The sequence below is a fragment of the Nocardiopsis exhalans genome, from assembly GCF_024134545.1.
In the GTDB taxonomy this organism is placed as follows: Bacteria; Actinomycetota; Actinomycetes; order Streptosporangiales; family Streptosporangiaceae; genus Nocardiopsis; species Nocardiopsis exhalans.
Genome location: NZ_CP099837.1, coordinates 1,289,688 through 1,309,444, shown reverse-complemented (window position 1 = coordinate 1,309,444; position 19,757 = coordinate 1,289,688). Strand labels below are relative to the sequence as shown.

The window sequence follows — 19,757 nt, the reverse complement described above, 5'->3', positions numbered from 1 at the left end:
CCTGCCTCTCGGCTCTCCCCCTACCGCCCTGATCACCGCCCTCGGCCCTACGCCCCCTGCCCTGGGCTGTCCTGAGGTGGTTGGTAGAGCGGCAGGTGGAAACCGATGACCGTGCCGCCGCCCTCCCTGGCGCGGGCGAAGACCTGTCCGCCATGAGCGTGGGCGATCTCCTTGACCATGGCCAGGCCCAGACCCGACCCGGGCAGGCCGCGTGCGACGGTGGCCCGGAAGAAGCGTTCGAAGAGGTGCCCGATCTCGGCCGGGTCCACGCCCGGGCCCCGGTCCAGGACCTCCACCATCCCGTTGCGGATGCGGATCTGGATCGGCGCGCTCCCCCCGGGGTCGAACTTCGCGGAGTTCTCCACGGGGTTGGCCAGGGCCCGTTCCAGGGCTCCCGGGCGGCCCCAGACCAGGCTGTCGTCGGCGTCCACCAGGATCTCCCTGCCAGTGCGGCGGCGGCTGCGGGCAGCGACGCGTTCGGCGACATCGGCGAGGGCGACCGCGCTCGGTGTCTCGTCCTCGTGGTTGCCGGTGGCCAGGCCGACCAGTTCGTTGACGAGGTCGGTGAGCTCGCGGGTCTCCCCCTGGAGGTCGTCGATGAGCCGTTGGCGCGCCTGCGGAGTGAGCCGGTCCACCCGGCCCAGCACCTGGACGTTGGTACGCAGGCTCGTGAGCGGGGTGCGCAGTTCGTGCGCGGCGTCCTGCACCAGGCGGCGCTGTTCGTCCTTGGAGCGGGCCAGGCGGGCCAGCATGGCGTTGAACGCGCTGCTCAACCGACCCACCTCATCGTGGCCGGGGTCCTCCGGGGCACCGTATCCGCTCCCCTGTCCGGTCTCGTTGCCCTGTCCGTCCTTGTTCCGCTGGCCGTTCTCGTTCCGCTGGCCGTGGCCGGTCGCGTCACCGCTGCCGCCACCGTTGCCCGGCCGGTTCGGAGTGACCGGGTCCAGGCGTCCCGTGGAGCTGACGTACTCCGCCGCGTCGGTCAGCCGGACCAGGCGGTCGGTGATGCGGTGGCCGACCAGCCAGCCGATCGAGGCCGCGCACAGGGCGACGAACAGGCCCACCCACAGGATCTGGGTGGCCAGCCGTCCGATCATCTGTTCCACCGGCGAGAGCCGTTGCAGGAGCTGGACCGCGCCCTGCCCCTCCCCCAGGGAGACCGTGCCCACGCGGTACTCCTTGCCGTGGACCTCGGTCTCACGGGAATCCATGACCCCGGCCTCGTCGGCCCGGGCCACCTCCAGGTCAGCGGTGGTGGGGTGGAAGCTGGACAGTTCGTGGCTGCTGGCGAGCAGCCGGGCCCAGGTGCCGTCCGGGGCCAGGATCTGGGCGTCGAAGCTGCCCGGGGCCAGGAAGGTGAAGGTGTTGCTGTCCGGGGCGCCCTGGTTGTTCTCCGAGGACAGCGCGAGCTCCCGGGACAGGTTCAGTACGGCCGCGTCGAACTCGCTCTTGGCGTCCGCCCTGATGAGCGCGGCCGCGGTGCTGTAGGCCAGGGTGCCGACGAGGGCGATCGTGACCGCCGCGACCAGGGCGAACAGCACGGCGAACCGCGTACCGAGCCGCCAGTGGCCCGGGTTGAGGAACATCGGTCTGCGCTGGTTGGGGAGCGTCCCGTCGTGCTGGTGGGGGCGCACCGGTTCGCGCTGGGCTTGGCCGGAGTGGGCTTGGCCGGGTTCGGACACGCGGATCACCCCTGGGGGCGCAGTGTGTACCCGACGCCCCGGACCGTCTGGATCAGCGGCGGGCCGCCGTCCTCCAGTTTGCGGCGCAGGTAGCTGATGTAGACCGCGAGGTTCTTGGACTCGGGGCCGAAGTCGTAACCCCAGATGCGGTCGTAGATGGTGGCGTGGTCCAGGACGATCCCGGCGTTGCGCATGAGGAGTTCGAGCAGGTCGAACTCGGTCTTGGACAGCTCGATCTCGCGTTCGCCCCGCCAGACCCGGCGGGCCCGGGCGTCCAGGCGGAGTTCGCCCGCCCGGAGCGGGCCCTCCTCACCGGTTTCCTCGGGCACGGGGGCGGCGCGGCGCAGCAGGGCGCGCAGCCGGGCGAGGAGTTCGTCGAGTTCGAAGGGCTTGGCCAGGTAGTCGTCTGCCCCGGCGTCCAGGCCCGCCACCCGGTCCGGGGTCTCCACGCGGGCGGTGAGCATCAGGATGGGGGTTCTGTCGTGCTCGGCACGCAGGACACGGGCCACACCGAGGCCGTCGACCCCGGGCATCATGACGTCGAGGACGAGCAGGTCCACGGGGTCGGCGTGGACGGCGGCCAGTGCCTGAACGCCGTCCGCCGCCGTCCGCACCGTGTACCCCTCCAGTTGGAGGGCGCGTTCCAGGGACTCCCTGATGGCCCGGTCGTCGTCGGCGACCAGGACGGTGGCGGTGCTTTCCATGGGCCCATGCTCTCCCACCTTGGTGAGAGGTCGGTAAGAGGCGGGGCGGAACGCCGTGTGACCGCGGGTGGTCGGCCCCGACCCGTTTCGCGGGTGCGGACTCGGACCACGCCCCGGATCAGCCTTCGGGGTCGAAGGTGCGGGTCCGGGACAGCCCGGCGGCCCGGCCCTTGCCCGCCACGACCAGCGCCATCTTCCGGGAGGCCTCGTCGAGCATCTCCTCGCCGAGCATCACGGCGCCGCGCCGGTCCACGGTGGTGGCGTGCGCGTAGGCGTCCAGGATCAGCTCGGCGTGGTCGTAGTCCTCCTGGGAGGGCGCGAAGGCCTCGTTGGCCGCCTCGACCTGGAACGGGTGCAGGACCCACTTGCCGTCGAAACCGAGTGCGGCGGTGCGTCCGGCCGCCCGGCGGAAGGCGTCGACGTCGCGGATCTGCAGGTAGGGGCCGTCGATGGCCTGGATGCCGTGCGCGCGGGCCGCCACGAGGATGCGCATCAGGACGTGGTGGTAGGCGTCGCCGACGTCGTAGCCGGGCGGCTGCTCGCCCACGACCAGGCTCTTCATGTTGATCGAGGCCATGAAGTCGGCGGGCCCGTAGACCAGGGTCTCCAGGCGGGGCGAGGCGGCGGCGATCTCGTCGACGTTCACCAGGCCCTTGGCGTCCTCGATCTGCGCCTCGATGCCGATCCGGCCGACGGGCAGGCCCGCGGCGCGTTCGATCTGGGTGAGCAGGGTGTCCAGCCAGTGGACGTCCCGGGCGGCGGTGACCTTGGGCAGGACCAGGGTGTCCAGGTGGGCTCCGGCGCCCTCGACCACGGTGATGACGTCGCGGTAGGCCCAGCCGGTGGAGATGTCGTTGACCCGGACCGAGCGGACCCGGCCCTCCCAGCCGCCGTCGTTGAGCGCCTTGACCACGGTCTCGCGGGCGGACTCCTTCTCCAGGGGCGCGACCGCGTCCTCCAGGTCCAGGAAGAACGCGTCGGTGTCCAGCCCTCGGGCCTTCTCCACGAACCGGGGGTTGGACCCCGGTACCGCGAGTACCGACCGCCGTGACCTGAGCTCGCCCATCCTCTGCCTGCTCCCTCGCCGTCCGTGACACGGGCCGCACCCGGCCCACCGGGCTCATCATCGCACCGTGCGGTGCATAGAGTGTGGTGCGGGCCCGGGAAGGCACCATCCAGAACCACACGGCTCTCCAGGAGTCCGGCAGAACCACACGGGAGTGCACATGGCCGCCACCCTTCGCCCGACCAGCGCCCACTGGGGCAGCTACCAGGTCGAGGTCCACGACGACCGGGTGGTCGGGGTGCGCGCCAACCCCGACGACCCGGCGGCGGCACCGGTCATGGGCAACACGCCCGTGGCCCAGCACCACCGCACCCGGGTGGCCCGTCCGGCGGTGCGCCGCCGGTGGTTGGAGCACGGCCCCGGCCCCGACCCGCGCCGCGGCGACCCCGAGGACGCCTACGTGGAGGTGGAGTGGTCCACGGTGCTGGACCTGCTCGCCCGCGAGTTGGAGCGGGTGCGCACCGAGCACGGGAACTCCGCGATCTACGGCGGTTCCTACGGCTGGGGCAGCGCTGGCCGCATCCACCACGCGCAGAGCCAGCTGCACCGCTTCCTGAACACCCTCGGCGGGTACACGCGGTCCGTGAACACCTACAGCCACGGCGCGCTGGAGGTGCTGTTCCCGCACTTGATCGGCACGCCCGCCGCGAACCGCCTGTTCAGCCGGGTGCCGTCGTGGAAGCGCATCCGCGAGCACACCGAGCTCCTGGTGAGCTTCGGCGGTCTGCGGGTGTCCAACACGTGGACCTCCTCGGGCGGGCGGACCGCCCAGACCGCGGGTCCGGCGATGCGCGCGGCCTCGGACGCCGGGACGGAGTTCGTGTCGGTGTCGCCGTTGCGCGACGACACCGGCGAGGACCTCAAGTCGACCTGGGTCTCGCTGCGGCCGGGCACGGACACCGCCGTGATGCTGGGTCTGATGCACGTGCTGTTCAGCGAGGGCTTGGCCGACACCGCCTTCCTGGACCGTTACACCGTGGGCGCCGACCGGCTGCGCGCCTACGTGATGGGCGGCCGGGACGAGCGCGGGAACCCGGGCGGCGTCGAGCGTTCCCCCGAGTGGGCCGAGCGGGTGAGCGGGGTGCCCGCCGCCGATCTGCGGGCGCTGGCCCGGCGGATGGCGGACCAGCGCACGCTGATCAACGTCGGCTGGTCGGTGCAGCGCGCCAGGTACGGCGAGCAGCCGCTGTGGGCGGGGTTCGCACTGGCCTGCTGCCTGGGGCAGGTGGGCCTGCCCGGGGCGGGGTTCGCGTCGGGGTACGGGTCCATGGGCAACTACGGCGGCGGCGCGACCCCGCTGGGGCTGCCGCGCATGCCGCAGGGCAACAACGCGGTGCGCGAGTCCATCCCGGTGGCCAAGGTCTCCGACCTGCTGCTGCACCCCGGGGAGCCCTACGACTTCAACGGTGAGCACCGCACCTACCCGGACATCAGGCTGGTGTACTGGGCGGGCGGCAACCCCTTCCACCACCACCAGGACCTGAGCCGGTTGACCAGGGCCTTCGGCCGACCGGACACCGTGGTGGTGCACGAGACGCACTGGACGGCCACGGCGCGGCACGCCGACATCGTGATCCCCGCGACCACCGTGCTGGAGCGCGACGACTTCGCCGCCAGCCACGGCGATCTGGCGCTGCGCGCGATGCCCCGGGTCGTCGCGCCGCACGGCCTGGCCCGCGACGAGTACGACACCTACGCGGACCTGGCCGAGCGGCTGGGTGTGCGCGAGGAGTTCACCGAGGGGCGGACCAGCCGCGAGTGGATGCGGGTGGCCTACGAGCGCTGGCGGGCGCTGCTGGCCCGCCGCGACCTGGCGGTCCCCGGTTTCGACGAGTTCTGGGAGCGGGGCCGGATCGACATGCCCGCCCGGGTCGAGGACGAGACCCACCTGGGCGAGTTCCGCGAGGACCCGGAGGCGAACGCGCTGCGCACGCCGAGCGGGCGGATCGAGCTGTACTCGCAGACCATCGCGTCGTTCGGCTACGAGGACTGCCCCGGCCACCCGGTGTGGCTTCCGGGCCCGGCGGTGACCGGCCTGGGCCCCGGCTCCGGTCGGCACCGCACCGCCGGGGAGGGCGACGCGTGGCCGCTGGTACTGGTCGCCAACCAGCCGGGCACCCGGCTGCACAGCCAGCAGGACATGGGCGGCTACAGCGTTTCCCGCAAGATCAACGGCCGCGACCCGCTGCGCATGCACCCGCGGGACGCCGAAGGCGCCGGGGTGCGCGAGGGCGACGTGGTCCGCGTGTCCAGCCCGAGGGGCTCGTGCCTGGCCGGTCTGGTGCTGAGCGACGCTCTCCGCCCCGGCGTGGTCCAGCTGTCGACCGGTGCCTGGTACGACCCGTCGAGCGCCGACGTCACCTGCGCGCACGGCAACCCGAACGCCCTCACCGAGGACGTGGGCACCTCGTCCCTGTCCCAGGGCTGCACCGGCCAGCTGGTCCGGGTGAAGGTGGAACCGTACGAGGGCGCGCTGCCCCCGGTCCGCGCCTTCGACCCGCCGGCGGGCGTGGAACCCGTCGAGGGCTGATCCGAACCCCGCTGCCACACCGGTCAGCGGCGGATGAGGTGGTTGACCCTCCTGGGGAGGATCAGGCCGAACAGGCTCAGGAGCGCGTAGCCCACCTGGCCCGGGGCGAGCATGCCCAGGACGGCGCCGGTGTTGGCGGTGGGGGCCCGAAGGAAGTCGCCCGTTCTCGGGTGGGCGTGCGGGACCCCGTTGCCCAGGGTGAGCAGGCTGAGTACGGCCAGGCCCGCAAGCGCGGTCCACACCAGGGTGGCGGTGTCGGACGCGGCGGTCCAGGCGTAGAACTGCTCCACCGCGCGGGCCGCGTAGGCCGGGGTTCCCTCGACGGCCGCACCAGGGAAGAGACCCAGCACAGTGGCCGTACCGCCCAGGGTGAACAGCGTCGCGGCGGCCACCACGATGCCGCTGGTACCGGCCAGGCCGATCCGACGGGCGAGGTCGTCGGCGCTGGCGGCGAGCTCCTCCTGGGAGGGGTAACGGCGCCAGCTCCGGCCCCGGGAGCGGGCCTCGCCCATGGCGTTGGCGCGGCGCCGGCGCAGGAACCGCAGGGCGTCGCACAGCGCTCCCGGGCCCTGTTTGGCCGCCATGGTGGCGGTGGCCAGCTCGTGCACGATGGTGGTGAGCGCGGTGGCGAGGGTGACCGGCAGGTTCACCCAGGACAGCGCGATCCGGCGGAACGTCGGAGCGATGTCCGCGGGGACGCGCACCCGCATGGCCACCGACCTGCCGTGCGCCCAGCGGCGCAGCCCCGGCAGCGGGGTCCGGCCGGGCAGCGGGGGCGTGGTCTCGGCGGCCGTCCCGATCACCCGGTAGTCCATGGCGACCGCGAACAGCAGGGCGGTCAGCAGCAGCCACGGGGTGAGCGCGCCGCCGCCGAACATGCCGTGCACGAAGGCGGAGACCGGGTCCAGGCGGGCCCCGGCGGCCTGGGCGTTGACGTGGATGTGGTCCAGGAACACCAGCCCGGTGGCCAGGACCGGCAGCAGCCACAACCAGCCCCCGTAGCGGCGGCCGACGACGGCCAGGCCGAGGGTGGCGCCGATCAGGCCGGTGGCCACCGCGTGTCCGGAGAACCCTTCGGGGGCCCCGCTCACCAGTCCGGTGACCGGGTCGACGAGGGGGGCGGCGATTGAGTTGAGCAGGTCCTCGGCAAGCTGGAACCCGGCGCCCGAAGCGGCGGCGAGGAGCAGGAAGTCGACGGCGGACAGGCGGCGCACCCGGCGCCGGGCCAGGAGCAGGAAGAGCAGCAGCGGGAGCAGCTTGCCGATCTCCTCGACGGTGACCGCGATGTAGGTCTGGCTCATCACGTGCCCGATCTCCAGCCCGAGAACCCCGCTGACCAGTGCGGACAGCAGGGCGATCGGCCAGAGCAGGAGGGCTCCCAGGGCGGTCACGCGGAGCAGGGTCGCGAACGAGACGGTCCGGGAGCGCGCCAGCAGGGCCAGCTGGAACAGCAGCAGGTACGTGAGGAAGAGGGTGGGCAGGGCCGTGCCGAGTACCGGGACCGCCAGGGGGACCAGGAGCAGGACGGCGATCATGAGCCAACCCCACAGGCCGCGCAGGCCGCGCAGGAACCGGACCGGGCCGGGCGAGCGCTCGCGGGCGCGTTCGGCTCTGCGGGTGAGGCGTTCGGCCAGGTCGGGGCCGGGTCCGCGGGGGACGCGGGCGTGCCGGGCGCCGGGTTCGACGCAGTTGTAGTGCTGGGCTGCCCGCACCAGGTCGGGGCGGTTGGTGTCCAGGGCCCGCTCGGCGAACCGCGCGCGGGTGCCGGGGATGTCGGGGCCGACGATCTCCCGGATGAAGTCGACCGGGCCCGCGGCGACGGTGAGTTCGTCCGCCGTGACCAGGACCGCGGCGGAGAAGTCCTCGAGGCAGACGAGGAAGTCGGTCGGCTTGGCCCCCCAGCCGCGGATGAGGTCGATGAGGGTGTCGGTGTCGAGGGGGACCTCGGTGACCGGGTCGTAGGAGAACTCGGCCCGGGTGCGGCAGACCAGGAGCCGGTCGACGCCCATGGCCCGCCCGGCCTCGACGATGCCCCGGATCAGGTTGCGGTCGCGCGGCACCACGAAGGGGGTGGTGACCTTGCCCCTGGCCTGGATCCACTGGGGGTCGAGCTCGGTGGCGCCGGCACAGACGCGCAGCACGAGGTCGCGCGCGAGCATCGCCTGTTCTTCCATGGACTTCCTCGTGCCGGGGGGCTGGGGGCTCGGGGCCGGTGCGCCGGAGTCGTCCGGCACGCGGGGCGGCCCCGCACGAGCATAACGGCGAAGGAGTCCAACAGAACATGTGGCTATGGGGCTTTTGTGGCATTTATGATTTTCTGTCAGATATTGGCAGCCGAAACGGCTGGTGAATCCGTTTCGTGCGCCTTTCTGGAGGGCCGGGGACCGGCCCCGAACGCGTCCCCGCACAGCTGGACGAAGTGGCGCAGCACCGGCAGCGACAGCGCCCAACCGGTCACCGCCCAGCCCAGGTGGAGGTGGTCCATGGCCCTGGCCAGGGCCGCCACCCCGCTCCAGCGGACCCCTTCCGCGTTCTCGTAGGTGAGCCGGTAGAGCACCTCGGGATGCTCGGCGGCCGGGCGGAAGGTGAGCGCCGTGGGACCGCGCGCCGCCACCCAACTCCCCAGCCCCCGGCACATTCCGCAGTCCATCGCCACGTACAGGGTGCCCCGGGCCCGCCCGGACCAGGGCCGCAGGCGGGGCAGCCAGGCGCGCACCCCGGAGCGGTAGGCGTCCCAGTCCCTACCGAACTCCGCGCGCAGCTGCCCGCCCTCGTGCCAGGAGGCGAACCCGGCTCCGTAGGCGAGGGCCACCAGCGCGCCCAGCAGCAGCGGCGGGTACAGGGCGCCGAGCACCAGGTAGACAAGCACCATCGTGAGCTGCATCGGATTGCGCACGTAGGCGTAGGGGCCGCTGGTGACCAGGCGGGTGGGCGGGTCGTAGGGCAGCGGGGTGCCGTTGCCGACCGCCGCGAACTCGCGCGCCGCCGCCAGCCCGGGCAGGCAGACCAGGGCGAGGAGCTGGAGGCCGATGGTGAGGGCCTCGGGCGAGGCGGACCAAGCAGACCAGTCGGACCAGCCGGTCCACAGTTCCGGTACGGGCGGCTCGAACGGCAGCACCGCCGACAGGGATTCCGGCGCCGCCCGAAGCAGCGGGGGCGGCGCGGTGGCCAGCACGCACACCGGTAAGGCGACCATCAGCCCGAAGGACAGCACGGCCTGCGCCCACATCCGGGCGTGCACCAACTGACGGCGCCGGGTCCAGAAGGCCAGCATCAGCGCGGGGATCAGGCAGAACGCGGCGCCCAGCATCTCACCGACCAGCCACAGCTCCCCCAGCACCACCACCGGTTCGCCCAGCGGCATGAGGATCACGTCCAACCACACCAGCAGCCCGGTGACCAGCGGAACCGGCAGCAGCCGGAGCATCAGCGCGGGCAGGGCGCCCCACAGCAGCACCCAGGCGAGCAGCAGGTCCACCGGCATCCCCAGCCAGACCGCACCCTCGGCGTGGAAGGACCACCAACCCGCCCGCAACGCGACCAGGTTCAGCGGAATCAGGGTGAGCAGCGCCCAGCCGGAGGCCACGATCACCGCCGCGACCTCCCGTTGCCTCGGCACCCGCCACAGGCACAGCGCCACGATCCCCAGCAGGGGCAGGAGCAGACCGGTCCCGCGTACGAGGAGGGCCGGGAGCTCCGGGATCACGGCCGGGCCCCCTCACCGCGTCCCGGCCCGGGCCTGTCGTCGGAGGCGCCCGCCCGGGGCTCGCCCGGACGGGCGGGGCTGCCGGAGTCCTCGGGCACGAGGGCCTCGTCGGCGTTGACCGGCGAGGGCCGGGGCTTGGTGACGTCGACGGGTTCGGGGGCCTGCGGCGGACGCTGTGCGAGGGCGGCGAAGGTGTCCGCGAGGTAACCGGCGGCCAGGCCGGTGGCGTAGGACTGCACCGGGCCGAAGTACCAGGAGGGGTCATAGGTGCGCTGGTATTCGATCTCCCAGGTCAGGCGCGTCTTCTCGACCTCCCCTTCGACGATCTCCGCCTCCCAGGTAGCCACCGCCCGTTCCATCTCCATCCAGTTGGCGAAGGCCGTGTCCTCGGTGACGTCGAAGACCACCCGGCCGCCGTCGGCGTGCACGTGGCTCTCCACGATCTCCAGCTCCATACGGCGCGGCGTGGACTCGGCGCCCGGGGCCAGGGTCCGGCGCGGGGTGAAGTGGATGACGCGGGTGTCACCGACCGCCAGGCCCTCGCCGACCGCCTCGACCGGCTCGGGGAAGGGGACGGCTCGCAGGAAGAGGGCGGCCGGGGAGGCGTACTCGGGGGCTGCGGCCAGGGCGTCCGCGACGTCGACGGGGGCGGCGCTGACCAGCCTCGAACCCGTTGCGGCGTCCTCACGCGGCAGCAGGGAGAACCCGCCGACCCCCTCCAGGGCGAGCGCGAACAGGATCGGCACCGCGACCAGCGCGTTCGGGGACCCCTGTCCGCCCCGCGCGATCAGGACGCTGAGCCAGGTCACCAGGGACACCACCCCGTAGATGAGCGGGGCGCTGATGATCAGGCAGACCATCCCCTCGCCCAGCACCGGACCGGCCAGCAACAGGGCGACCGTCGTGACGGCCATGGCGACACCGACCGCGCTGCGCGTCCGGCAGCAGAGCACGACGAGCAGGGCCAGCAGCGCGGGCAGCCCCACGTAGAACAGGGCGGTCTGGTCCAGGCCGCCGAACCGGGTCACCCGGACGGCGAGCAGGGCGGCGAAGGCCGCGAGCACCACCCCGGCCAGGATCCACCGGGCCCTGGAGGGCCTGGGGAGAGCGGACTCCTCGTGGGTGGCGTACCCGGGGGCGTAGCGCTCGGCGGTCTCGTGGTCGGCGCGGCGGTCGGCTTCGGACGGCTTGCCCGGCTCGGGAGGTGCGGCTGGCTCGGGATTCCCGGTCGGCCTGGTCGATTCGGTCGGTTCCTGGGACTCGGGTGGCTGCGTCACGGTGGGGGGCTCCTTGCTGTAGCACGATCCCGCGAACATCTTTGATGCGATGATTAAAGCATACGGTTTAATCACCCGATTAAACCTTATGATGAAGAACGACCCGAGGGAGGACCATGGCCAAGAGCGGCGGCACAGGCCGCAAGAACAGCGCCGAGACCAAGGAACGCCTGCTCAGCGCGGCGACCGAGGTTCTGCGTGAGGAGGGGTACGCCGGAGCCTCGGCCCGGGCGATCGCCACCCGCGCGGAGGCCAACTCAGCGCTGGTCTTCTACCACTTCGGCGGCGTCGACCAGCTGCTGCTCGCGGCCCTGGACCGCTCCAGCGCCGAGCGTATGGAGATGTACCGGGAACTGGCCGGGCAGGCCAGAACCCTGGAGGAGCTCGTGGAGGTGGCCACCCGCATCTACCGGATCGACCTGGAACGCGGGTACATCGCGGAGTTCTCCGAGCTGGTCGCGGCCGCGGTCACCAAACCCGAGCTGCGCGCGGAGATCAACCAGCGCTCACAGCCGTGGATCGACTTCATCGCCGGGGAGTGGGACCGTGTGCTCGGGGGGTCGCCGCTGGCCAGACTGCTGCCCGCCCGCGAGGTCGCCTACGCGGCGATCACCTTCTACCTGGGGGTCAACCTGTTCTCGGTGCTGGACGAGGACCAGAGCCGCACCGAGGGCGTCTTCGACCTCGCCGGCGCCCTCGCCCCGCGCGCCAAACTTCTCACCCTGCGCCTGCCCCGCCGCGCGAACGCCGCCAAGGAAACCCCCGAGGTGTCCTGAGCCCGCGCCCGATCCCGTGTCCCGGGACCGTACCCCGGGACCGCTCGAAACCCTGCCCGATGCCGTGCCTGATGCAACCCCTTGTGGAGGAAGCCCGTGGAGGAGAACACCGTGAACGTGGAGACCGGAAACGTCGAGGTCGCCGAGGGGATCGAGTTCCCCGACACCGCCGACGGCCGCCTCTGGGTCGCCGGGGCCGTGATCATCGACGAGCGGGGCAACGCGTTCGCCCAGCGCCGGTCGGCCACCCGCAAGGTGTTCCCGCACTGCTGGGACATCGTCGGCGGACACGTCGAGGAGGGCGAGAGCATGCTCCAGGCGCTGGCCCGCGAGATCACGGAGGAGACCGGCTGGACCCTGTCCGCCGTGGTCGCAGAGCTGTACCGGCTGGACTGGGACCCGGGCGACGGCAGGACCCGCCGCGAGGTGGACTACCTGGTCCGGGTGGACGGCGACCTGGCCGACCCGGCCCTGGAAGTCGGAAAGCACACCGAGTTCATGTGGGTGGACGACTCCCGTCTGCACCTGCTGCGCGATACCCGTGACCCGGGCGACTACTTCATCACCGAGATCGTCCAGATGGGCCTGGAGGCCGCCCGCGGGCTCCGCTGACCCAAGCGCCGGAGACGGGCGATTCGGACACCGCGCGGCGCGCCGCCACCCAGTGGGTGGCGGCGCGCCGCGCTTGTGGAGGAGCATGGGGGATGCCTTCCGGCCGGGGGGCGATTGGTCCGGTGTTCAGGCATCGACCCTAGGAAGGTCAGGTCAGGTCTCGGGCGCCCGTCGGTGACGCCTCGGCCCCGGGTTCGTCGGTGCCGTCGCCGGGTTCGGGGCCCGCCTCCGCCGCAGCCCCCGCATCCGGACCGTCCGGTTCGCTGAACATGCCCTCTTCGGTTCCGGCGATGATCCGGGTACCGGTCAGGTCGCCGGTGACGTTGCACATGGTCCTGGCCATGTCGAGGATCGCGTCGATACCGGCCACCAGGGCTACCGGCGCCATCGGCAGGCCCACCGAGGTCACCGCCAGGGTCAGCATGATGAGCCCTGCCCCCGGGACGCCCGCCGTGCCGATCGAGGCCAGTACACCGGTGAGCACCACCGTGGCGATCTGTGCGACCGTCAGCTCGACACCGGCGACGTTGGCGACGAACACGGTGGCGGCGCCGACGTAGATGGCGGTGCCGTCCATGTTGACGGTCGCGCCCAGCGGGAGGGTGAAGCCGTACACGCCCTCCTTGACGCCCATCTTCTCCGCCGCCCGGGTGGAGACCGGCAGGGTGCCGCTGCTGGAGCGGGTGACGAAGGCCGTGAGCATCGGTTCCTTCGCCGCCGCGAAGAACCGGGCGACACCGGCGCGGAAGAGCAGCAGCAGGACCGTGTACACGAGGATCATGACGACGATGGAGCCGTACACCGCCCCGGTGAGCTGGAGCAGCGGCCCGACGGCCTCGACGCCGGTCTCCGCCAGGACCACCGCGATCAGCGCGAACACACCGATCGGGGCGTACTCCAGGACACCCTTGACCACCTTGAAGACCAGCTCCACGGCGCCGTCCACACCGCGTCGGAGGAAGATCCCCAGTTCACGTACGCGGTGTTCGCCGCTGTTGACCATGAAGGTCAGAGCCAGGCCGAAGGCGATGGCGGCGAACATGATCCCGAGGACGTTACCCTCGACCAGCGCCTGGAAGGGGTTGGCGGGGATGATGTTGAGCAGGGTCTCGGAGATCGCCGGAACCTCGGCCGCCTCCGCGGCGTCGTCCTCGGGCATGGCCAGCCCGCTCCCCGGGGAGATCGCCAGCGCCACGCTCAGGCCGATCGTGATGGCCAGTGCCGAGGTCACGAGGTAGAAGGCGAACACCTTCAGCCCGATCCGCCCCAGGCGTTGCGGGGAGATGGACACCACGCCCGCGATCAGGGTCGTGATGATCAGCGGGAACACCAGCATCTGGAGCAGCCGCAGGAAGATCTCGCCCAGAGTGCTCAGTACCGGCAGGGTCCAGGCCGGGCCACCGGCGGCCGAGATCGCCAGACCGACGGCGGCACCGGCGGCGAGAGCGATCGCCATCTTCCAGATCAGCGGGAAGTCCAGGTAGCGGCGCCACAGGCCGGGTGGGCTCGGGGGTCTCTCGGTCACGTCTGTGGACATCGTCGTCCTTACTCAGTAGCGGCGATCAGCGGAAACAAATGTCCGTTTAATACCTGAATCGCAGCTGTTAACACGTCACGATCTGGTTGCCGAGCGCAACCTCCTCATGCTGCCAGGACCTCCGCGATCGCCAGCGGCAGGCCGTCCAGCAGATCCGAGGCGCTGATCGGCGCTCCGTCCCGGGCCAGCTCCGCCGCCCGCCCGTGCAGGTAGGCGGCGCACATCGCGGCGTCCTGGGCGGGCAGACCGGCGGCCAGCAGAGACCCGGCCACCCCGGACAGCACGTCACCCGAACCCGCCGTGGCCAGCAGCGGCGTTCCGGTCGGGTTGACCACGGTCGGGGCCCCGGGGTGCGCGATCACCGTCGTCGAGCCCTTGAGCAGCACCGTCGACCGGTACAGCTCCGCCGCGCGGACGGCGTGTTCGAGCCGGTGCGCCTCGATCTCGGCGCGGTCGGTGTCCGGGAGCAGCCGGGACAGCTCCCCCGCGTGCGGGGTGAGCAGCGTCTGCGCCTCGCGCCGCTGCACCAGTTCGGTGAGGGGGTCACTGCCCGCCACCAGGGTGAGCGCGTCGGCGTCGAGCAGCACCGGGCACTCGCTCTCCAGCAGCGCGCGCAGTTCGTCCGCGTTGGCGGAGTGCGTGCCGCGCCCCGACCCGACCACCACCGCCGAGACCCGGCCAGGCCCCGGGTCCGTGCCGTCCAGCGGGTCCAGGTGCAGCCCGACCGTCTCCGGCCAGCGAGAGAGCACCTGCGCGAGGACGTCCTCGCCACCCCCGTAGCGGACCATCCCGACTCCGGTCCGGAGCGCGCCGCCCACGCACAGGACAGCGGCGCCCCGGTACTGGTCGGACCCGGCGCGCACGGCGAGCACGCCCCGGCGGTACTTGTCGGACTCGGCCCCGGGGGTTGGCAGGAGCCGGGCGATGTCCACAGCCTGTGGACAGAGCAGGTCGGGACCGGGCAGCTCCGGGGCCAGCCCGATGTCCACGAAGTACAGCCGTCCGGCCCGCTCGGCTCCCGGGTCGACGAACAGCCCGGGTTTGTAGGTGCCGAAGGTGACCGTGGCGTCCGCGCGGACCGCGTGCCCGGCGACCGCGCCGGTGTCGGCGTCCAACCCGCTGGGGAGGTCGACCGCGACCACCGGGGCGGGTGAGTTCGAGGCGAGGGCGGCGAGCGCGGCGAAGGGTTCACGGAGCCCGCCGCGGCCGCCGATGCCGAGCAGACCGTCGACGACGAGGTCGGTGTCGAAGAGCGCCGACTCCACCGCGTCGGCGCCATGAACCCCTTCCACCGCCTCGACCACCCGGCCGCCCGCGGCCCGCAGCGCCGCCAGCCCACCCGGGTGGACGCGTTTGGCGGCGAGTACCGCGCGCACGAAGGCACCGCGCGCGGCCAGGCTCGCCCCGGCGTAGAGCGCGTCGCCGCCGTTGTCGCCGCCGCCGACCATCAGGGTGACGCGGGAGCCGTAGACGCGGGGCAGCATGCGGGCGCAGTGGACGGCCAGGCCGGTGGCGGCGCGGCGCATGAGCGCGCCTTCGGGGAGTCGGCCCCTGAGGGCCTGTTCGGCGTCGCGGACGACGCTGACGACGTGGGCGGAGCGCAAGGTTTACCTCCGAGGGGCGGGGCCGGGCCTCCCATCGTGGCGCACCCCGCTCGGGGCGCACCCGCACCGCCACGCGCACGAAGGTGAGGACTCGATTACTTTTGCCGCGAGTGCGGTTGGCAAGGGCACCAGAAGCGAAGAGCAAGAAGCGGAGGAAGAGAGCGGCCAGTCCCCCGACACCCGGTGATCACCGCTTCGCCAAGACCACCAGCCGGAATGAGCTGCCCCGGAGGCGCCTTCAGGAACAGAACTCACTTTCGGCACATATAGCACACTGTCATGGGATCACCACGCAGAGGAGTCTCCACTGGAGACAATGGGTGTATGCCTCGACCGAGCAAATACGTGTCCAGGTCCGATCTGGGCTGGGGCACCTCCCCAGCCTCCCGAGCCAACCCCCGCTCCGGTCTCGTGATCCACTACGACAGCGTGAACCAGGGCCTCGCCGGCAAGGACCACTCCGCCTGCCTCACCTACTGGCGCAACACCCGCAACTTCCACACCGGCCCCTCCCGTGGCTGGGCGGACATCGGGTACTGCGCGGACGAGGAGACGGAAATCCTCACCGAGGACGGCTGGCGGTCCTTCCGCGAGCTCCGCGCGGGCGACACCGTCCTCACCCTCGACCACGGCTCCGGAACGTCCCGGTGGCAGCCGGTGCAGGCGGTCAACGTCTTCCCTGCCACCGAACGCACCCTGATCCGCATGGCGGGCCGCTCCCATTCCTCGCTGACCACCGCGAACCACCGCTGGCCCGTGGAGCGCACGGATCACAGCACGCACGCGGGTCCCACCGCCGGGGAGCACCGGGTTCGCGGAGAACGCTGGGCGACCACCGCGTCGCTCACCGGCCGGGACCGGATCCGGGTCGCCGCCCCCTGTGACCACCTGCCGAACGAGCCCAAGTGGCCGGACGCACTGGTCACGGAGGTGGCCCGTACCTGGTCCGCCCGTGCGGCCATGGCGCCCCGGCTGCACGAGCACGCCCCGGGCGGGGTGCCCGGCCACGCGTTCCTGCGTTCTCTCACCGCGCCGCAGCTCCGGCTGCTCCTCGGGGAGTTCGCGGGGGACGGCGCACGCGAGGGGCTGAGCCGGGGCTCGGCCGAAGCCCTCCAGTTCACCGCCGTCCTGGCGGGAAAGCCCGCCCACCTGCGCGCGGACCCGGGCACGGACCAGGACGGCGGCTGGTCCGTGGCCTTCGACCGGCACCAGCTGCTCCCGATCGGCCCCGGCGGGCTGAGCCGGCGCGAGGAGACCTACGGCGGGCACATCTGGTGCCCCACCACGCCGAACGGGACCTGGCTGGCCCGGCGGCGGGGGACGGTGTACTTCACCGGGAACTCCTTCATGGCCTGCGCGCACGGCTACGTGATCGAGGGGCGCGGGCTGTACCGCTCCCAGGCCGCCCAGCCCGGCGGAAACTCCTCGCACTACTCCTGCACGCTGGCGACCGGGCCCACCGACGCCATCACACCCGAACAGATCAACGCGGTCCGCGTGCTGCGGCAGTGGCTCATGGAACCGGACACCTCCATCGCCGGGACCGTCCTGGGTCACCGCGACTTCATCGCCACGTCCTGTCCCGGCGACCGGGCCTACCGGCTCGTCCGGGACGGCACGTTCGCCCAACCGCCCGGCGGCACCGAAGGAGACGACATGCCCCGACACCGCAGGTTCGAGAAGGACAACGCCCAGGCCATCGATCCCCGTACGTGGGTGAGCCTGGCCTTCGACCGGCGGCACGACGGCGAGACCGGGGAGTTCTACGCGCTGGTGGGGGTCGAGGAGACCGGCGGCGCTTACTACGACGTCTCGGTCGGGGTGGTCCTGGAGGGGGTCACCCCCGGTTCCGAGGTGCAGATCCGGGCCACCGAGTACGAGCCGGACGGGGGCGGCGGCTGGAGGATCGCCCGCAACAGGCCGCTCGACAGCCCCGTGCACGCGGGCGGCGGGGCCCACTTCACCTACTCGTGGAAGGGCAACCTGGCCGCCGGCCGCCGGGTGCGGATCCGGGTGGCGCAGTTCGGCGACGTGGAGGCGCACGTGACGTCGGCGACCGCGGACGTCTTCTACTGGCCGCGCTGAGGTTCCGGTTCGACGGAAACCAGCGCCGGGGCCGGTGCGATCTTCGACCCACCGGCCCCGACCGCCCCCGGTCCGCTCGGGTGCGGGAGCCGTGGGACAGCACAGCAACCCGAAACCTCACAGCGTTCACCCCCTGCCACTCCCCCGAACCTCCGAACCCGGGACCCGGTACGCGGCAGTGCCCATGAAGGACTACAGTTCGTCGTAGTTTGTGCGGTCCGCTGACATGGGCGGACATGCGGAGTACCGAGTGGAGGCGGCGTGGTCGACTGGCTGACCATGACCATTCAGATGGTGTCGTTGGCGATGGCCGTGTGGTGCCTCATCTCCACCTTCCGCGACCAGCCGATGCTCGTCCCACACCTGATCGGCATGGGTGTCCTGTGGCTGCTGGTCCTCGGCCAGGTCGGTGCGATCACCGTGGCGATGGTCGGCGGCGAACGCCCCGACGAGACGGTCATGTTCGTCTCCTACCTCGCGACCATCGCGCTGCTGCCGCCCGCCTGCGCCGTGTGGGGGTTCATGGAGCGCAGCAAGTGGGGCCCGGCCGTGATCGCCTTCGCCTGTCTCATCCTCCCGGTTCTGCTGGTCCGCATCGAGCAGATGTGGAGTCCCGTTGTCTGACACACCCGCGTCCACGCCCGCGCCCACACCGGCGTCCGATCTGTCGGCCTCATCCGCCGCCGGCCCCGCCAGCGACCGCACCCTGCGCACCGGGCCCGGCCGCCTGCTGGTCGCCGTCTACGCGGTGTTCGCGCTCGCCGCGACCGCGCGCGGTACCTATCAGCTGGTGACCCGCTTCGACGAGGCCCCGCTGGCGTACGGGCTGTCCGTGCTCGCCGGGATCATCTACCTGGTCGCCGCGGTCGGCCTCGCCCGCGCTGGACGCACCTCGCGGCTGGTGGCACTGGTCTCGGTCTCCGTGGAGATGGCCGGGGTACTCGTGGTGGGCGCGCTGAGCGTCTTCGCCTCCGGGGTGTTCCCGGACGACACCGTGTGGTCCAACTTCGGCAGCGGCTACATGTTCATCCCGTTGGTGCTGCCGGTCCTGGGCCTGTGGTGGATCCTGCACGTCCACCGCATGGACCGTGAGTCACAGGCCTCCTAGGTGGCCACTCCCCCTAATCACTCTCCCACTCGTAGTGCAACTCCCAGTACTGCGGCGGCAACACCTGGATGTTGACCTCCACCGGTACACCCTGTGCGTCGATCGCGACCCGCCGAACCCGGAGCACCTGCTGTTCCCCACTGATCTTGAGGAACTCGGCCTCGCCTGGCCAGGGAGTCCGCACCCGCACGGATTCGATGAAGCGCACGGGTTCGTGCCCCAGCTCCGCGAGCCGGGAGTAGATACCGCCGGTGCCGGTATCTTCCTCAAGGATCGCGGTGCCCTCCGCTAGTTCCCAGGGCACGTAAGAGGTGGCGATCAGCACCGGGTGGTCATCAGCGAACATGTGCCGTCGCCGAATCGCCACGTCGACGCCTGGTTCAATTTTGAGCACTCCGGCAGCTTCATCGGGGCACTCGGCCCTGCCAACTTCGCTGAGATCGACCCTCGGCGTCAGGCCGAACCGTCGGACCTCCGCCTCGAAGGCCCCATGGGCTCCGCCGGCTTCACGAAAGGCCGAGCTGGAGCGACGTGTCGCGTACCTGGGCATCAGTGGAACGGCCCGTACCCGTGACCCGGTCGGCGTGGTGTGAACCAGCCCTTCCCGGGCCAACACCCGCACGGCCTTGCTGACCAGGGTCTGAGAGATCCCGAACTCCTTGGCCAGCTGCGGCTGGCTCGGCAGCATAGAGCCCGGCGGATAGTCCGAGCTGTTGATCGCGTCCCGCAGCAGGTCAGCCACCTGCACATACTTCGGTTTGGGCGTTGCGATCCGCATTCAGGCACTCCCTTACTTGTTAGCTGCTAATACCTTACTTCTCGCTTCAAGCCTTGAGGGCCTAGGTGCTAGTTGCTAGGCTCTAATAACTAGATAGGCGCAGCGGCAACCAGAGGCAAAGCAGCCCGCCCCGCCGCTCCTGATGGAAGGCACGAAGAGGCCATGCCCAGTTCCGGGATGCGACCGAGCCGCCCCTCAACCCTGACTCCACCCCGCGTCCTCGTCGGAGGCGCGCTTTGGACCTGCGCTGCCGCACTAGCTTCAGCAGTGTTCTTGAAGGAGGTCGGTGTTC

At 71.7% G+C, this 19,757-nt stretch carries 14 protein-coding genes and 1 pseudogene; 6 read left to right on the top strand and 9 right to left on the bottom strand.

The features are described from left to right. Nucleotides 1–47: 47 nt before the first annotated feature. From NE857_RS05945 to NE857_RS05935, 3 genes are all read right to left on the bottom strand, one after another. Nucleotides 48–1,586, bottom strand: a complete 1,539-nt coding sequence (locus NE857_RS05945; RefSeq protein ID WP_254421878.1) for a HAMP domain-containing sensor histidine kinase — start codon at nucleotides 1,584–1,586, stop codon at nucleotides 48–50. A gap of 101 nt (nucleotides 1,587–1,687) precedes the next feature. Continuing rightward, entirely contained in the window at nucleotides 1,688–2,386 is a 699-nt protein-coding gene (locus NE857_RS05940; RefSeq protein ID WP_184369456.1) for a response regulator transcription factor, read from the bottom strand. Between the two features lie 118 nt (nucleotides 2,387–2,504). Further along, complete coding sequence (locus NE857_RS05935; protein ID WP_254420119.1) at nucleotides 2,505–3,452, bottom strand: HpcH/HpaI aldolase/citrate lyase family protein; 948 nt, start codon at nucleotides 3,450–3,452, stop codon at nucleotides 2,505–2,507. A 160-nt stretch (nucleotides 3,453–3,612) separates the two neighbouring features. Here NE857_RS05935 and NE857_RS05930 point away from each other — a divergent pair, with 160 nt between their 5' ends. Further along, nucleotides 3,613–5,982 (top strand): molybdopterin-dependent oxidoreductase, encoded by a 2,370-nt coding sequence (locus NE857_RS05930; protein ID WP_254420118.1) that lies wholly within the window; start codon nucleotides 3,613–3,615, stop codon nucleotides 5,980–5,982. Between the two features lie 23 nt (nucleotides 5,983–6,005). On the opposite strand, the gene NE857_RS05925 is transcribed toward NE857_RS05930, so the two are convergent. The 3 genes and pseudogenes from NE857_RS05925 to NE857_RS05915 all read right to left on the bottom strand — a co-directional run. Next, a complete protein-coding gene (locus NE857_RS05925) occupies nucleotides 6,006–8,156 on the bottom strand; it encodes a PrsW family glutamic-type intramembrane protease (RefSeq protein ID WP_254420117.1) in 2,151 nt (716 codons plus the stop codon). 146 nt (nucleotides 8,157–8,302) lie between these two features. Continuing rightward, a complete protein-coding gene (locus tag NE857_RS05920; RefSeq protein ID WP_254420116.1) occupies nucleotides 8,303–9,688 on the bottom strand; it encodes a methyltransferase family protein in 1,386 nt (461 codons plus the stop codon). A 176-nt stretch (nucleotides 9,689–9,864) separates the two neighbouring features. Then, nucleotides 9,865–10,965 (bottom strand): annotated as a pseudogene (locus tag NE857_RS05915) (hypothetical protein); the annotation flags it as partial. A 116-nt stretch (nucleotides 10,966–11,081) separates the two neighbouring features. Here NE857_RS05915 and NE857_RS05910 point away from each other — a divergent pair. After that, nucleotides 11,082–11,741 (top strand): TetR/AcrR family transcriptional regulator, encoded by a 660-nt coding sequence (locus NE857_RS05910; protein ID WP_254420114.1) that lies wholly within the window; start codon nucleotides 11,082–11,084, stop codon nucleotides 11,739–11,741. A gap of 96 nt (nucleotides 11,742–11,837) precedes the next feature. After that, a complete protein-coding gene (locus tag NE857_RS05905; RefSeq protein WP_254420113.1) occupies nucleotides 11,838–12,353 on the top strand; it encodes an NUDIX hydrolase in 516 nt (171 codons plus the stop codon). A 148-nt stretch (nucleotides 12,354–12,501) separates the two neighbouring features. Here the strand turns inward: NE857_RS05905 and NE857_RS05900 are convergent, their stop codons facing one another. Together NE857_RS05900 and NE857_RS05895 are read right to left on the bottom strand one after the other, a co-directional pair. Next, nucleotides 12,502–13,890 (bottom strand): dicarboxylate/amino acid:cation symporter, encoded by a 1,389-nt coding sequence (locus NE857_RS05900; RefSeq protein ID WP_254420112.1) that lies wholly within the window; start codon nucleotides 13,888–13,890, stop codon nucleotides 12,502–12,504. A gap of 104 nt (nucleotides 13,891–13,994) precedes the next feature. After that, on the bottom strand, nucleotides 13,995–15,494 hold the full coding sequence (locus tag NE857_RS05895) for an NAD(P)H-hydrate dehydratase (protein WP_254420111.1): 1,500 nt from the start codon (nucleotides 15,492–15,494) through the stop codon (nucleotides 13,995–13,997). A 324-nt stretch (nucleotides 15,495–15,818) separates the two neighbouring features. Here NE857_RS05895 and NE857_RS05890 point away from each other — a divergent pair, with 324 nt between their 5' ends. The 3 genes from NE857_RS05890 to NE857_RS05880 all read left to right on the top strand — a co-directional run bounded on the left by NE857_RS05890 (nucleotide 15,819) and on the right by NE857_RS05880 (nucleotide 18,687). Further along, nucleotides 15,819–17,579 carry an N-acetylmuramoyl-L-alanine amidase gene (locus tag NE857_RS05890; protein WP_254420110.1) on the top strand — a complete coding sequence of 587 codons (1,761 nt, stop codon included), beginning with the start codon at nucleotides 15,819–15,821 and terminating at the stop codon, nucleotides 17,577–17,579. A 261-nt stretch (nucleotides 17,580–17,840) separates the two neighbouring features. Beyond that, the gene (locus NE857_RS05885) at nucleotides 17,841–18,203 is read left to right on the top strand and encodes a cyclin family protein (protein WP_184369425.1); all 363 of its coding nucleotides are present in this window, start codon (nucleotides 17,841–17,843) and stop codon (nucleotides 18,201–18,203) included. Between the two features lie 40 nt (nucleotides 18,204–18,243). Further along, the gene (locus tag NE857_RS05880) at nucleotides 18,244–18,687 is read left to right on the top strand and encodes a hypothetical protein (protein WP_254421877.1); all 444 of its coding nucleotides are present in this window, start codon (nucleotides 18,244–18,246) and stop codon (nucleotides 18,685–18,687) included. 13 nt (nucleotides 18,688–18,700) lie between these two features. Here the strand turns inward: NE857_RS05880 and NE857_RS05875 are convergent, their stop codons facing one another. Then, a complete protein-coding gene (locus NE857_RS05875) occupies nucleotides 18,701–19,465 on the bottom strand; it encodes a GntR family transcriptional regulator (protein WP_254420109.1) in 765 nt (254 codons plus the stop codon). Nucleotides 19,466–19,757: the final 292 nt, after the last annotated feature.